The organism is Rufibacter sp. LB8 (genome assembly GCF_014876185.1).
Lineage (GTDB): Bacteria > Bacteroidota > Bacteroidia > Cytophagales > Hymenobacteraceae > Nibribacter.
Map to the genome: position 1 here is coordinate 224,399 of NZ_JADALJ010000001.1, position 14,819 is coordinate 239,217.

Sequence of the window (14,819 nt, forward strand, 5' to 3'; positions counted from 1 at the left end):
TTCTTAAAAAAAGACTTAAAAAAGGCTAATCGTAACATGAATTGGTTTTCATTAAAGGATTAAATCCTGTTTGATGCCTAAATGTTCTTAAAATTTTACCGTCCTGTTGACTGAATTTATAAAAACTAATTTCTGTTTTCGGGCTCATTTCCTTAAATGAGCCCGAAAACAGGCAGACTCTTAATTATAATTCCACAAAAAAATCCCTGCCCTTTATTATGAGGAACAGGGATTTTCTATAAATGAGGGTGTCGGTTTGATAAAATAAAGGGGGGCTTGTTCTACAGCAACTGGTACTTAGACAACTCCTTACTGGGTAAATCTGAGGTGCCCATTAAATATACGTCAATGGCCCGGGCGGCTTCGCGGCCGTCTGAGATAGCCCACACTACCAGGGATTGCCCGCGGCAGGCATCTCCGGCGGAGAAAATGCCAGGCACGTTGGTTTGCCAGTCCTGGAGTTTAAAGTTGCCGCGGCGGTCGTACTCAAATTTGAAGTTGGCTGAGAAAGCATCGTGCTCCGGGCGTTCGTAGCCTATGGCAATTAAAGCCAGATCACAAGGCAAAATACGTTCGCTGTTGGGTTTCTCCGTGTATTCAGACTGGTTTTTCCATTCTAATTCAACTACGCGCAAGCCCTTTACGTGCCCGTTTTCATCGGCAATAAATTCTTTGTTGAGCCAGCCATAGCTCCGCTCACAGCCTTCCTCATGCGAGGAGGACGTTGAAAACGTAACCGGTTCCTCGGGCCAGGGATTGTTGGGGTGGCGTTGGGTGCTGGGCATGTAGCGGTATTGCAACTGCGTGATGGACTTGGCAAAATGCCGGTTGGCCGTGCCCACACAGTCTGAGCCCGTATCGCCGCCGCCAATCACCAGAACGTGTTTCCCGAAGGCGTTGATGTCGTTTTCAGGGGCAATCTGAGCGCCGTCCACCCGCCGGTTGTGCAAACCCAGGTAATCCATCGCGAAGTGAATGCCTTTTAAATGGTTGCCCGGGATGGCGATGGCCCGCGGCTTGGTAGACCCGATGGCCAGCAGCACGGCATCATACTTCCGGTACAGTTTCTTGAGGGTGGTTTCCTCACCAATACGCTGGTTATACTTGAATTTGATGCCCTCCTCTTCCAGAATAGCCAGCCGGCGGTCAATGGTCCATTTCTCCAGCTTGAAATCCGGAATGCCGTAGCGTAGCAGGCCACCGGCTTTCTCGTCTTTCTCATACACTGTCACTTTGTGGCCCGCCTGGTTCAACTGAGCGGCCGCCGCCAAACCAGCCGGACCGGAACCTACAATGGCCACTTTTTTGCCGGTGCGCTGTAGCGGTGGATTCGGTTTCACCAAGCCCAACTCAAAGGATTTCTCCGCGATGGCCTTTTCAATGTGCTCAATGGCCACGGCCGGTTTGTTGATGGACAAGACGCAGCTGCTCTCACAGGGAGCCGGGCAAATACGGCCCGTAAACTCCGGAAAGTTGTTGGTGCTGTACAAGACTCTTATGGCCCGTTCCCAATCGCCTTCAGACACGGCATCGTTGAAATCCGGGATCAGGTTGCCCAGCGGGCAGCCGTTGTGGCAAAAGGGAATGCCGCAGTCCATGCAGCGCGTGGCCTGGATCTTGGTTTTCTCTTCTGGAAAGGGAAGGTAGATCTCGTTAGAGTCGTTCACCCGGGCTTTGGGGTCGCGGGTGCCCGGCAGTTCACGGTTAAATTTCAGGAATCCGTCTGCTTTTCCCATTACACCAATGCTTTTTCTGTTTCCAATTCTATTTCTTGCAAGGCCTTTTTCAGGTCATGCGGCATTACTTTTACAAAATGGGCGCGGTGCGTGTCCCAATTGGCCAAGAACTCCTGTGCCAGCACGCTGCCCGTGTAAGCCACGTGTTCCTGCAGTTTCTGCTCAATCCAGACAAAATCCCCGGCGTCAGGAGTTTCCAGGCCTACCATGTCCAGGTTGCACTGGTCCACGTGGGCTGGGTCTGGGGCGTAGAGGTAGGCCATGCCGCCGCTCATACCGGCTGCAAAATTTTTCCCGATTTCGCCCAGCACCAGCACTTTGCCGCCGGTCATGTACTCGCAGCCGTGGTCGCCAATACCTTCTACTACGGCCTCGGCCCCGGAGTTCCGCACGCAGAACCGCTCACCAGCCAAACCGTTGATATACACTTTGCCGGACGTGGCTCCATATAAGGCTACGTTGCCGATGATGATGTGCTCATGCGCGAGGTACTGCGTTTTCTGAAAAGGCTGGATAATCAGTTTGCCCCCGGAAAGGCCTTTGCCCAGGTAGTCATTGGCCTCGCCGCGCAACCGGAAAGAAAGGCCCGGGGCCAAAAACGCCCCAAAGCTTTGCCCCGCCGACCCATAGAACGTGGTCTTAAATGAATCTTCCGGTAGACCGTGCTTCCCGAAGGTCCTGGAGATCTCATAGGACAGCATGGTTCCCACCGACCGGTCCACGTTGATGATTCGGTATTCCACATCGGTGTTGCCTTTCTTCAGGTCTCGGATCAGTTTTTTGTCCAGCACTTTGGCTATCTCGTGGTCCTGTTCAATCTGCTTGTAGGTGCCCACGTTGCGCGGCACGTATTCCTGGTGCAGGATGGGAGAGAGGTCCAGGTTTTTCAATTTCCAGTGGTTCAGGTCGGTTCTGATCTTTAGAATCTGCGATTGGCCCACCATCTCGTTGATGGTCCGGAAACCTAGTGAGGCCATGATCTGCCGCAGTTCCATGGCTAGGAACGTGAACAAGTTCACTACGTGGTCCGGGTCTCCGGTGAAAAGGGCGCGTAATTCCGGGTTTTGCGTAGCGATGCCGACCGGGCAGGTATTTAAATGGCACTTACGCATCATCACGCAGCCTTCCACAATCAGGGCGGCCGTGGCTACACCGTATTCCTCGGCTCCTAAAAGCGTGGCTACCGCCAGGTCATACCCTGTCAGTATTTTACCATCGGTTTGCAAAGTTACGCGGCTGCGGAGGTTGTTTTTGATAAGCGTCTGGTGCGCCTCGGCTAAGCCAATTTCCCAGGGCAGACCGGTGTGCCGGATAGAACTCAGCGGACTTGCGCCCGTACCTCCATCGGCGCCGGAAATCATGATGGCATCAGCTTTGGCTTTGGCCACACCGGAGGCGATGGTACCTACGCCCGCCTCGGCCACCAATTTCACGTTGATGCGTGCTTTGGGGTTGGCATTCTTTACGTCAAAGATCAATTGTTTAAGATCCTCAATGGAGTAGATGTCATGGTGGGGCGGAGGCGAAATCAAGCCCACACCGGGCGTGGAGCAGCGCACGCGGGCAATCCAGTGGTCAACCTTGTGGCCGGGCAACTGTCCGCCCTCGCCGGGTTTGGCACCCTGCGCAATCTTGATCTGGATTTCATCGGCGTTGGCCAAATAGTGACTGGTCACGCCAAATCGGCCGGAGGCCACTTGTTTCACCCGTGAGCGCTCAGAATCTCCGTTGGGGCGTTTGATGTAGCGGGCTTCGTCTTCGCCGCCCTCGCCGCTGTTGCTCTTGCCGCCAATGCGGTTCATGGCCACGGCCAGGGTGCTGTGCGCTTCATAAGAGATAGAACCAAACGACATGGCTCCCGTAGCGAAACGCTTTAGAATAGCCGATACCGGTTCTACTTCATCCAAGGGCACCGACTGCCGTTTCCGGAACTCAAACAAATTGCGGAGCGTGATGGTGGATTGGTGGTGCTCCCGGATGGCCTTGGAATACTCTTTATATAGGAGAAAATCATTGAGCCTCGTGGATTTTTGAAGCAAATGGATCACCTTGGGCGAGAGCATATGTTCTTCGCCGTCACGCCGCCATTGGTAGAAACCGCCGGACTCCAGCAAGTTCTCCAGGTCTGGGTACGCACTTTGGTGTTTGGTGAGGGTTTCACGTTCCAGGTCTTCAAAGTTTAGGCCTTCCAGCCGATTAACGGTGCCTTTGAAACATTTCTCAATCACTTCTTGGCCCAGGCCCAAAATCTCGAAGATCTGGGAGCTTTGGTATGACTGCAGCGTGCTGATGCCCATTTTGGACAGAATTTTGAGCAAACCGTTGTCTACCGCTTTGATGAAATTGTCAAAGTACGCGGTATAAGGCTGCGCATTGTCTAGTTTGTGCTGATCATGCAGGCTCTTGATGGTGTCATAGATCAGGAACGGATACACCGCGCTGGCTCCGTAACCAATAATAGTAGCGAAATGGTGAGTTTCCCAGGCATCGCCGGCCTCAACCACCAGACCGGCTTTAGTGCGTAGGCGTTTCTCAATTAGATGATGGTGCACGGCGCCTACGGCCAACAAAGACGGAATGGCGGCCCGCTGGACTTCAATCTTACGGTTAGAGATGATCAGGATTTTCTTGCCCGCTCGTACCGCTCTTTCCGCCTCGGCGCAGATGCGGTCAATCTCCAGTTGCAGGTTGCCGGTTTCCCTAATGGAAAAAGTGGCGTCAATCAGTTCATGCTCAAAGCCTTCTTCCTTAAGGAACACCAACTTCTGGAATTCCACCGGGTCCAGGACCGGCTGTGAAATATGGATTTGCCGCGTGTGGGCTTCGGTTTCCGCCAGGATATTCTGCGATTCGCCCACGCGGGTGAAAAGCGACATCACCAACCGTTCCCGGATGGAGTCAATGGGCGGATTGCTTACCTGCGCGAAGAATTGTTTGAAGTAATTGGCCACATGCTGGCTCTGTCTTGATAAAACGGCCAAGGGCGTGTCTGAGCCCATGCTGCCCACGGGCTCATAGCCGGTGGCGGTCATGGGCTCCACCAGCATTTTTAGGTCCTCGCGGGTATAGCCGAACGCTTTCTGGCGCTGGCGCAGGTCTTCCGGTGAGCAGGGTTGGAGCAATACTTTCGGTTCTGGCCGAAGGCGGAGCTTTATCCGGTTTTTCTGGATCCAGTCATAGTACGGTTTGTCATTGCAGACCAGTTCCTTGATTTCCTCGTCCTCAAAAATGCGGTTCTGGGAAATATCGGCCAGGAGCATTTTACCGGGCTGCAGGCGGCCACGTTTGATCACGTCTTTGGGGTCCACGCTCAGCGCACCGGCCTCTGAAGCCATGATCAGGCGTCCTTGTTTGGTCACGCAGTAGCGCACGGGGCGCAGGCCGTTGCGGTCCAAAGTGGCGCCAATCTGGGTGCCATCGGTGAAGAAAAGGGCGGCAGGACCATCCCATGGCTCCATGAGAGACGCGTGGAATTTGTAGAAGGCCTTGCGGTAGGTGTCCATGTGGGGATTGTCCTGCCAGGCCTCGGGCACCAGCATCATCATCACGTGGGGCAGGGGGCGGCCAGAAAGCGTCAAGAGCTCCACCAGGGCATCCAGGTTAGCCGAGTCAGAATCCTCTGGGTTGGTGATAGGGATGAGCCACTTCATCTCCTCGGCGGTGAACAGCGGAGAGGACATGAGTGCTTCCTTTGACTTCATTTTGTTCACGTTCCCCCTAATGGTGTTAATCTCACCGTTGTGGGCAATGAACCGGAACGGCTGGGCCAGGCGCCAGTTAGGGAAGGTATTGGTGGAGAAACGCGAGTGCACCACGGCTATCGCCGATTTAAACTCGGGGTGGCGCAGGTCATGGTAATATTTCTCCAGCTGATCTGTCTTGAGCTGGCCTTTGTAGATGATGGTGCGGCTGGAGAAACTGGCGATGTAGAACAAGCCGTTCTCGCCGCGTACGTTTTTCTTGGTTTCGTTGCTGATGAGGTTGCGGAGCACAAACAGCTTGCGTTCCAGGTCATCGCCTTTGATGGACGGGTCAATGGGCTGCACAAATACCTGCTCAATGTAAGGCTCCACGGCTTTAGCACCGTGGCCGGGCACCTGGCCGTTCACCGGTACCAGGCGGTAGCCAATCAAACTCAGGCCCAGGTTGCGGAGGCAGGCATTTAATACTTTGCGGGCTTTCTCCCGGACTTCATAAACCTGCGGAAAAAAGACCATGCCCACGCCGTAAGAACCCAAAGGAGGGAGCGTGATGGCGAATTCCGCTAATTCTTTTCTGAAAAATTCATGGGGCAACTGCACTAAGATGCCGGCGCCGTCGCCGGTCTCGGGGTCGCTGCCGGTAGCGCCGCGGTGCTCCATGTTTTTGAGCATGGTGAGGGCGTCTTTTACGGTGGCGTGGTTTTTCTGTCCGTCAAGATTGACCACGCAGCCAACGCCGCAGGAGTCGTGCTCTAACTCAGGCGTGTACAGCCCTTGATTCTTTTTGGGTACCCTTTTCATTGACTCTATTCTCCCTTTAAAGGATGAGTGAAAGAGTAATTAAAAGATAAATTTTGTAATTATCAACTGTGAAATGATAAAATATAATAACAAAACGTTTGTTAGGTTGATGAATTAGTAGTAAAATTTCTGTTTTCTGCCTGTTTTTTAAAAATCAAGCCGAAAACAGTTTCGTTTTTTTTAAGGTTATCAAAAATCCATCAATCAAAAAAATGTATGTGCCTGATACTCATTTTGTAAGAATTCTGGTCATTGTCCACATTTGGGAGAAGATTCGGCAAAAAATCAGATGGAATCTTTAGATTTCTCTAAAAAGTAAAGCAATAGCAGCGCCAACAGGTTGATACCCACAAAGGAAGGGGCGCCGTCTGCCTGGAGCATGAACTGGAAGGAAGAAACTGAGATCCGGACCTTGAACACCCAGCTAGCCAGGAAATCCAGCCCCACGCCCAGTTTCAACCCAGCCACATAATTGTAGGCAAAACCCGCCACGCCCAGGCTGAGCACCTGCAGCCCCTGGTTGACCATGGACCAGTTCACCGCCTGCGGTTTGCGCCGCAGCAGTTGAAAGCCGCACACCACGGAGAAAAGGTAAAGCGCCGCCGCCAGTCCTATGCCCAGCCAGGTGGAGCCGGACGGATTATGCAGTTGCGGGGGCAATTTGGTAAACAGCCCAAGCCCCAGCAGGCCACCGGTCATCTGGTAAAAGGCAATGCCGTTAAGTATGTTTTTAGTGGAAAAGTAGCTGTTGGATGCTTTCATATGTAGGATGTAAGTTGATGAATTTCTGGCGAAAGCGTCCGCTTGTGTCTAAACGCATTGTCAACCAACCAGGTGGATACATGCGGAAGTTTGCGCCAGAAAGGATCTACTTGAATAAAATGTTTACTTTCTGTATTTCCGGTTTTCGGCCTGGTTTTCCAAAATGAGGCCCAAAACAGGTTTTCTTTTCGCCTTCGCCGAAGGCCTTGTTACAAGAAAGCCCCGGCCACCAGGGCTAGGGCTTTCCTGAAGTTAAGCTGTTTTGGGCTTGATTTTCAAAAAACAGGCCGAAAACAGAAATTAGTCATGGTCATAGTCCACGCCCTTGTATTTATCGCGGAGCTCAGCAAGTCCCTTCTTACCATACGCCAAACGCGTGATCACCACGTAAAGCACCGGCACGAAGAAGATGGCCAAAAACGTGGCCGCCAGCATACCGCCAATCACCACCCAGCCAATGGTCTGTCTGGAAACAGCCCCGGCGCCAGAGGCCAGCACCAGCGGCGTTACCCCCAGAATAAAGGCCAGTGAGGTCATGATAATAGGCCGCAGGCGTAGTTTCACGGCTTCAATGGTGGCTTCAATCAGCTCCATGCCGCGGTCCACGCGTTCCTTCGCAAACTCCACAATCAAGATGGCGTTCTTGGCGGCCAGGCCGATAAGGGTGATCATCCCGATCTGGGCGTACACGTTGTTGTCCAGCTTGGGCAGGAATGTTAAGGCCAGAATAGCCCCAAACATCCCCAACGGAATGGCAAACATAATGGAGAATGGCACGCTCCAGCTTTCATACAAGGCAGCCAGCAATAACAGCACCAACACAATAGACAAGGCAAAGATGTAAATGGTGCTGTCACCGGCGGCCAGTTCCTCGCGGCTCAGGCCGGAGAAATCAAATCCGTAGCCGGCGGGCAGAGTCTGGGCCGCTACTTCCTCCAGCGCCTGCAGGGCCTGGCCACTGCTGTAGCCTGGGGCCGCGCTGCCGGAGATGTCAATGGACCGGAATAAGTTGTAGTGCGAGATCACCGCCGGGTTTTCCACCACCCGTGTGGTCACCAGCGCACTCAGCGGCACAGATTCTCCCTGGCGGTTGAGCACGTAGAACTGGTTCAGGTCCTTGATGTCCATGCGGTAAGCGGTATCGGCCTGAGCCACCACGCGGTAATTGCGGCCGTAGCGGGTGAAGTCATTGATGTAGCGGCTCCCCATGTAAGAAGACATGGTGGAGAACACATCCGTCAGGTTCAGGCCCAATTTCTTCACTTTTTCGCGGTCCACGTCTACGTGGTAGCCGGGGGTGCGGGTGTTGAAGAAGCTGTAAGCCATGGCAATCTCTGGGCGCTGGTTAGCCGCCGCCAGAAACTGCCCCATCACCTGCTCCATTTCCTTTATGTCGCCGGCGGTGCGTTGCTGCAGCACAAAGCTAAACCCTCCAGACTGCCCCAGACCCGGAATGGCCGGCGGCGCCACCACAATGATATTGGCCTCTTTGATGGTGGCAAAGCGTTGATTTAGTTCCGCCATCACGCCTTGTAGCCGCAGTGCTTCTTCCTGCCGGTCTTCCCAGGGATGCATCTGAATAAAGAAAGTACCGCTGTTAGACTTGAAGGAGAAGTTGATGGCATTCAGACCAGAAATGGAAGTGGCGTTTTTGATGGCTTTCACTTCGCCAATAATGCCGGCCATCTGCTCCAAAATAGCTTGAGTTCTGTTGGCCGAGGAACCTTCAGGCAGCTCCACGGAGATAAATAGACGCCCTTCGTCCTCCGTCGGGATAAAGCCGGTGGGTTTGTTGGCGAAGAGGCCCCATGTGCCCACGTAAATGCAGACAAGCAGAACCAGGGCCAGCGGAGCCCGCTTAATGCTTTTCCGGACGCCTTTGGAGTAAGACTCTGTGGTGCGATTAAACCAGTTGTTGAACTTGTAGAAGAACTTGTTCAGTCCGCTGGAATTGCGGTTCACATTCATGGGCCGCAGCATCAGAGAACACAACGCTGGGGTCAGGGTCAGGGCCACAAACGCCGAGATCAACACGGAGATAGCGATGGTAATGGCAAACTGCTGGTACAGCCGGCCCACAATCCCCGGAATAAAGCCCACCGGAATAAACACCGCCGCCAGAATCAACGCGATGGCGATTACCGGAGCCGTAATATCCTTCATGGCTTTACGCGTGGCTTCTCTGGCGGAGAGCCGTTCATGGTCTATGTAATGTTGCACGGCCTCTACCACCACAATGGCATCATCCACCACAATACCAATGGCCAGCACAAACCCGAACAGCGTGAGCGTGTTAATGGTAAAGTCCAGTGGAATAAAGAAGATGAACGTACCTATGATGGACACCGGAATAGCCAGAATAGGGATAAGCGTCGCGCGCCAGCTCTGCAGGAACAGGAACACCACAATGATTACGAGTACCAGAGCCTCCAGCAAGGTGTTGATTACTTCCTGAATTGACACCTCCACCACGGTCACCGACTCAAAAGAGACAATGTAATCCACATCAGCGGGGAAAGCGGCTTTCAGGTTGGCCAGGGCGGCATAGATACCATCGGCGGTTTCCACGGCATTAGAGCCCGGGGCCTGGTAAATCAGCATCATGGCGGCGGGGTTCCCGTTGATGGTAGACTGCCGGCCGTAGTCAAACTGACCAAACTCTACCCGGGCCATATCCTTCAGATACACTAAGGCGCCGTCCTCCGGGTTAGTCCGAATGATCACGTTCTCAAACTGCTCCTTAGAAGAAAGCCGCCCGCTGACTGTAATAGGGTACTGAAAAGACTGGGTGTTGTACTGGGGCCGGGCACCCACGGTACCGGCGGCCACCTGCATGTTCTGCTCCTGAATAGCGGCCACCACCTGGTTGGCGCTCAGGTTGTACTGGGCCATCTTGTCGGGTTGCAGCCACAGGCGCATGCTGAAATCCTGGCCAATGGCCGTTACGTCACCTACACCTTTCACGCGCAGCAAGGCGTCTTTCACATAGATGTTGGTGTAGTTGTCCAGGTACTGGATGTCATGGGTTTTCTTGGGCGAGTAAATGCCTACCACCATCAAGATGCTCGGGTTCCGCTTCCGAACGGTCACGCCCAAACGCCTAACCTCTTCGGGTAGGCTGGGTTCCGCCACGCTGGCGCGGTTCTGCACGTCCAGGGTAGCAATGTTGATGTCCGTGCCCACCTCAAAGGTCACGGTCATGTTCATTTGGCCGGTACTTGTATTGATAGAGGTGAGGTAGGCCATGCCGGGCGTACCGTTGATCTGCGTCTCAATGGGCGTGGCTACGGTCTGCTCCACGGTCTGCGCATCGGCGCCGGTGTAGTTAGCCGAAACCGATACCGTGGGCGGGGAAATGTCCGGGTACTGGGTAACGGGCAGGTTGAGCATGGCCAGCGTTCCTACCAACACAATCACAATGGAGATCACGATGGAGGTGACGGGCCGTCTTATAAATACATCAGATATCATACTGTTTCTGAAAAAGCTCTGTAAAATTTTAGATTATCTTCCGCCGGCGGCCGGAGCCGCGCCCGCGCCCGCCTGAGGAGCGCCCACCTGTACCTTGGCGCCCTGGCGCAGCTTCTGGATTCCTTCCACCACAATCACCTGCCCGGCTTTCAACCCTTCGCGGGCCACAATCTTCTCCTGGAAACGGGTGCCCAGCTTCACATTCTGCTGCACCGCAGAATCGCCCTGCACCACGTAGACAAAGTACTCGCCCAACTGCTCTGTCACGGCCTTGTAAGGGAAAGTCACCTGCTCGCCAATATCCTGATTCAGCACGTTCACGTTCACCGTCATGCCAGAAACCAATTGCCGGTCTGGGTTGGGGAAACTCACGCGTACGGTAATGGTACCGCTCTGCAAACCCACGGCGCGGTCAATGGCGGTTAGTTTGCCGGTATGCGCGTAGGTGCTGCCATTAGATAGGGTAAGCGTAAAAAGTGAATCTGGCTGGTTGCCTTGTTGCAGGCGGTTGAACCTTGGCAACTCCTGCTCATTGATCACTATGTCAACGCCAGTAGGGCCATCTGAGGAAATAGTGTTTAGCAATGTCTGGCCCGGACTCACCTGAGAACCCACCCGTACCTGCGAGATGCCAATGGTACCGCTGAACGGCGCATTGATGATGGAATACCCTAGATCTGTGGAGGCGCTGGCCACCTGGGCACGGGCCACGGCCACCTGGGCCTGGGCGTTGGCCACATCGGCGCGGGCGTAGTCTACGCGCTGCCGCGCGATGGCGTCTTGCTTGGCCAGGTTCTCATACCGCTCCAGGTCTTTCTGCACCCGGTTTAAGTTGGCCTGGGCACTGCGCACGTTGGCCTGGGCCTGGTTGTAGGCGGCCTGGTACTTGGTGCGGTCAATCTCATAGAGTTTCTGGCCTTTGGTCACGCGCTGCCCGTCTTTGACAAAGATCTGGCTGATGTAGCCGCTCACCTGCGGGCGAAGCTCCACTTCATTGAGCGGCACTACGGTGCCGGGGTAGGTATCTGTGCCCACCACGCGCTCCTGGGTAACGGTGTAGGTATTTACAGGCACGGCGGCAGCCATGGGGTTTTGCTGCGGGGCTTCATTCTTGCCGCAGGAAACCAGCAGGGCGCCGGTCATAGAAAGCGCCGATAGAAGGGGAAAAGATATTTTCATGGTGTTACAGAAGGATTAGGCTGGCGGATTAATTTACGTCTATGTTGCCCAGGGCACGTTGCACATCCAGCTTGCTGGAGAGTACGTTGTACAAGGCGTTGTAATAATTGAGTTGAGCGGTGCGCAGATCAGTTTCGGCTACAATCAGGTCAAGGTAGGTTTTAATGCCTTCATCGTACTGGAGCTTGATCACGTTGTACACTTCCTGGGCCAGTTGAACGTTGTTTTGCAGCGTTTGCCAATCAGAGAAGTCGCCTTTATAATCAGCGAGGGCGGTTTGGTATTCTGTGTTGATGCGGCGCTGCAGGTTCTCCAGCTCCACGTCTAAGCTCTGTTCCTGCAACTGAGAGATCCGGAGGTTCTGGATTCTGCGCCCTCCTTGAAAGATAGGAATGCCCACCTGCAGCCCTACCGCCGAAGTAGGATAGGATTGGCTGTAGATGTCAGATAAATTGGCGCTGAAAAACGTGGGATTGTAATTGGCAAACGCCGAGGCCGTGGGCAACCAACCCCAGCGGTAGTAGCGCGTGCTCAACCCTTGTAACTGCTGTTGCGTCTGCAAAGCCTGAAACTCCACCCGGCTGGCGTAGGTCACGTTTTGGGTGGTGTCCAGGAGAATGTTCTGCTGCATCTGGGCGTAATCATAGGCCAACGTAAGCGTGGTGTTCACGGGCAGGCCCATCAGCTCGGCCAGGAAAGCGGTGCGGGCTTTGATGGTTTCCTGGGTACGCTTGCGGTCTGAGCGGGTACTGGCCAGGGTAATGCTGGCGCGCTGGTAATCGGTTTTGTCTACCAGGCCCTGCTCATATTGGGCATAGGCGTCTTTGTACTGTTTTTCCTGGCGGTTGATGTTTTCCTCCAGAATGCGCAGCTGCTCCTGGCTCAGCAGAATGTTGTAAAACGCCTTGCTTACCTCTACCACCGTGTTAATTCTGGTGGCCTTGGTGTTCTGGTCCAGGGACAGGCGGGTAAACCTTGATGCCCGCGAGGCCAGCAGCAGGTCATTGCTGTACAAGGTCTGATTCGCCTGGAAGTTGATGTTGGAGTTGTATTTCTGCCCGATGGTGATGACCTGGTCCCCGAACACGCTCTGCTGGCGCTTGATGTTATGGGACAAGGCGTAGTTGGCGGAAAGCTGCGGCAACCAGCCGGAAAGCTCCGCCCGGATCTGGCGCTCGCCAATTTCCTCATCTAAGCGGGCCTGGCGTACCTGGGCCTGGTTTTCCAGGGCGTAGGCCACGCATTGCTCCAGGTTAAGGCGGCCGGCGGTACTGTCATTGGGGGAGACCTGCGCCTGGGTTGCTGCCGGGGCCCACAGGCATACCAGCAGCAAAGGCAGCAGATGTTTCATTCTTTTCATAGGTAATGGTAATTTTTGCTAGGGTAAAGAGCTAAGGAAAAGATGTTTAAAGCTTACGGATACTGTCCCAAACCATTTGGGCCAACTGCTCAAATTCTTTGTCAGTAAGCGTGACTTTCTGGGTGAGGTGCACTTTGGCCGCCGTCATGATGCTGCTGTGGATCATGATGGACATGAGGTGTGGGTTCAGGTCCCGGAGAATGCCTTCCTGCTGGCCGCGCTGGATGAAATGGAAGATTTCATTCTGCAGGTTTTCACTGTCCTCGCGGGGGCAGCGGGGGTAGTACGGCGAGTTCACGAACTGCTCAATGAAAAAGAGCATGTTGGGGTGCTCAATGTAAAACTGACAGCGGTTGATCCAGCGCAGGAAAAAGCCTTCTTTAAAGGCCATGTCTGCCCGCAGTTCTTTCTGCAGCGCCGTCAGCGCCATTTGCTGGGTATAGGCGAACAGCTCCATGATGAGGGCGTCTTTGCTGTCAAAATAATGGTAGATGGTGCCGGCAGCCACGCCCGCTTTCTTGGCCACCAGGCTCATGGGCGTGCCATGGAACCCGTTTTCCCTCACCAAATGTAGCGTGCTCTCCAGAATGGCCTTTTTCTTCTCCGCAATCATACCCGCATTCCTTTTTTTTTTCTCTATTGAACATTCATTCGGGGCGCAAAGTAACGGCCCCAAACTTTCCCGAAAAAGGAAGAACAGGTTACTTTCAGGAAACCGCAAGCAGAAAAGGAAAGAGGGAAGCCAGGTATAATCTGCCTCCATTTCCGTTTTTGGCTTCATTTCTGGAAATGAGCCCGAAAACAGGAATTGTTACAATGCGTGTCTTCGCGCCAGCAGATGTTGCATAATTTTCTGGGCGTGGTCACGGGAGTTTTCAATAAACCAGAGGTGGGTGTCCATGCCGCCGCAGACCACGCCTGCCAGGTACAGACCGGCTTGGTTGGTTTCCATGGTGTCTGGGTTGTGCGCGGGGTACAATTTATCATCTGCGGAGAGGTCCACGCCAAATTTACGGAGTAAGTCAAAATTGGGTTGGTAGCCGGTGAGGACCAGCACAAAATCGTTCTCCAGGGTAAGGAGGCCGTCTGGGGTCTGAATATCTACTTCGCCCGGCCGGATGGCGAGGAGGGAAGAATTGAAATGGGCCGCGATGCTGCCTTCTTTGATGCGGTTCTCAATGTCTGGTTTCACCCAGTATTTTACGCGGCGGCCAATCTCGGGTGCACGGACCACCATGGTCACCTGCGCGCCTTTGCGGTAGGTTTCCAGGGCGGCGTCTACGCTGGAATTGCTGGCGCCCACCACCACTACTTTCTGCAGGGCGTAAAAGTGCGGGTCTTTGTAATAATGGGTCACGTGGGGCAGGTCTTCGCCGGGAATATGCATGAGCGCGGGCAAATCATAGAAACCGGTGGAGACAATCACGTTGGCTGCGCGGTACGTTTTCTTGCTGGTGGTGACCGTGAACAGGCCCTCAGATTTCTCCACGCCCAGTACTTCCTCAAACAGATGCACGTTCAGGCGGTAGGCCAGCGTGACCCGGCGGTAATATTCCAGGGCTTCGTTTCTTTTGGGTTTGGGGTTGTCAGACATGAAGGGCACGCCGCCAATCTCCAGTTTCTCAGAGGTGGAGAAAAAGGTCATGGTCACGGGGTAGTTGTAGAGGGAGTTCACCAGTGCGCCTTTGTCCAGAATGACGTAAGACAGGCCTGCTTTCTGGGCCTCAATGCCGCAGGAAAGTCCAATGGGGCCAGCGCCAATAATGACAATATCAAATTCGGGGGAAGTCTGCATGGGAGCCAAAGCGT

8 protein-coding genes are annotated in these 14,819 nt (G+C 54.0%); all 8 read right to left on the reverse strand.

Translation table 11 applies throughout. From position 1 onward, the window contains the following. Positions 1-281 precede the first annotated feature (281 nt). The 8 genes from IMY23_RS00980 to IMY23_RS01015 all read right to left on the reverse strand — a co-directional run bounded on the left by IMY23_RS00980 (position 282) and on the right by IMY23_RS01015 (position 14,805). The gene (locus IMY23_RS00980) at positions 282-1,736 is read right to left on the reverse strand and encodes a glutamate synthase subunit beta (protein ID WP_192820259.1); all 1,455 of its coding nucleotides are present in this window, start codon (positions 1,734-1,736) and stop codon (positions 282-284) included. Next, complete coding sequence (gene gltB / locus IMY23_RS00985) at positions 1,736-6,238, reverse strand: glutamate synthase large subunit (protein ID WP_192820260.1); 4,503 nt, start codon at positions 6,236-6,238, stop codon at positions 1,736-1,738. Before gltB ends, IMY23_RS00980 begins: the two co-directional genes overlap by 1 nt. Positions 6,239-6,523: 285 nt before the next feature. Beyond that, entirely contained in the window at positions 6,524-7,000 is a 477-nt protein-coding gene (locus IMY23_RS00990; protein WP_192820261.1) for a hypothetical protein, read from the reverse strand. 300 nt (positions 7,001-7,300) lie between these two features. Then, a complete protein-coding gene (locus tag IMY23_RS00995) occupies positions 7,301-10,471 on the reverse strand; it encodes an efflux RND transporter permease subunit (RefSeq protein WP_192820262.1) in 3,171 nt (1,056 codons plus the stop codon). Between the two features lie 33 nt (positions 10,472-10,504). Then, complete coding sequence (locus IMY23_RS01000; RefSeq protein WP_192820263.1) at positions 10,505-11,650, reverse strand: efflux RND transporter periplasmic adaptor subunit; 1,146 nt, start codon at positions 11,648-11,650, stop codon at positions 10,505-10,507. 28 nt (positions 11,651-11,678) lie between these two features. Next, a complete protein-coding gene (locus tag IMY23_RS01005; protein ID WP_192820264.1) occupies positions 11,679-13,010 on the reverse strand; it encodes a TolC family protein in 1,332 nt (443 codons plus the stop codon). 46 nt (positions 13,011-13,056) lie between these two features. After that, the gene (locus IMY23_RS01010; protein WP_192820265.1) at positions 13,057-13,623 is read right to left on the reverse strand and encodes a TetR/AcrR family transcriptional regulator; all 567 of its coding nucleotides are present in this window, start codon (positions 13,621-13,623) and stop codon (positions 13,057-13,059) included. Between the two features lie 198 nt (positions 13,624-13,821). After that, a complete protein-coding gene (locus tag IMY23_RS01015; RefSeq protein WP_192820266.1) occupies positions 13,822-14,805 on the reverse strand; it encodes a YpdA family putative bacillithiol disulfide reductase in 984 nt (327 codons plus the stop codon). Positions 14,806-14,819 lie beyond the last annotated feature (14 nt).

Coding starts and splice junctions, on each gene's coding strand:
- IMY23_RS00980 (WP_192820259.1), bottom strand. CDS start 1,736: ATGGGAAAAGCAGACGGATTCCTGAAATTTAACCGTGAACTGCCGGGC.
- gltB (WP_192820260.1), bottom strand. CDS start 6,238: ATGAAAAGGGTACCCAAAAAGAATCAAGGGCTGTACACGCCTGAGTTA.
- IMY23_RS00990 (WP_192820261.1), bottom strand. CDS start 7,000: ATGAAAGCATCCAACAGCTACTTTTCCACTAAAAACATACTTAACGGC.
- IMY23_RS00995 (WP_192820262.1), bottom strand. CDS start 10,471: ATGATATCTGATGTATTTATAAGACGGCCCGTCACCTCCATCGTGATC.
- IMY23_RS01000 (WP_192820263.1), bottom strand. CDS start 11,650: ATGAAAATATCTTTTCCCCTTCTATCGGCGCTTTCTATGACCGGCGCC.
- IMY23_RS01005 (WP_192820264.1), bottom strand. CDS start 13,010: ATGAAAAGAATGAAACATCTGCTGCCTTTGCTGCTGGTATGCCTGTGG.
- IMY23_RS01010 (WP_192820265.1), bottom strand. CDS start 13,623: ATGATTGCGGAGAAGAAAAAGGCCATTCTGGAGAGCACGCTACATTTG.
- IMY23_RS01015 (WP_192820266.1), bottom strand. CDS start 14,805: ATGCAGACTTCCCCCGAATTTGATATTGTCATTATTGGCGCTGGCCCC.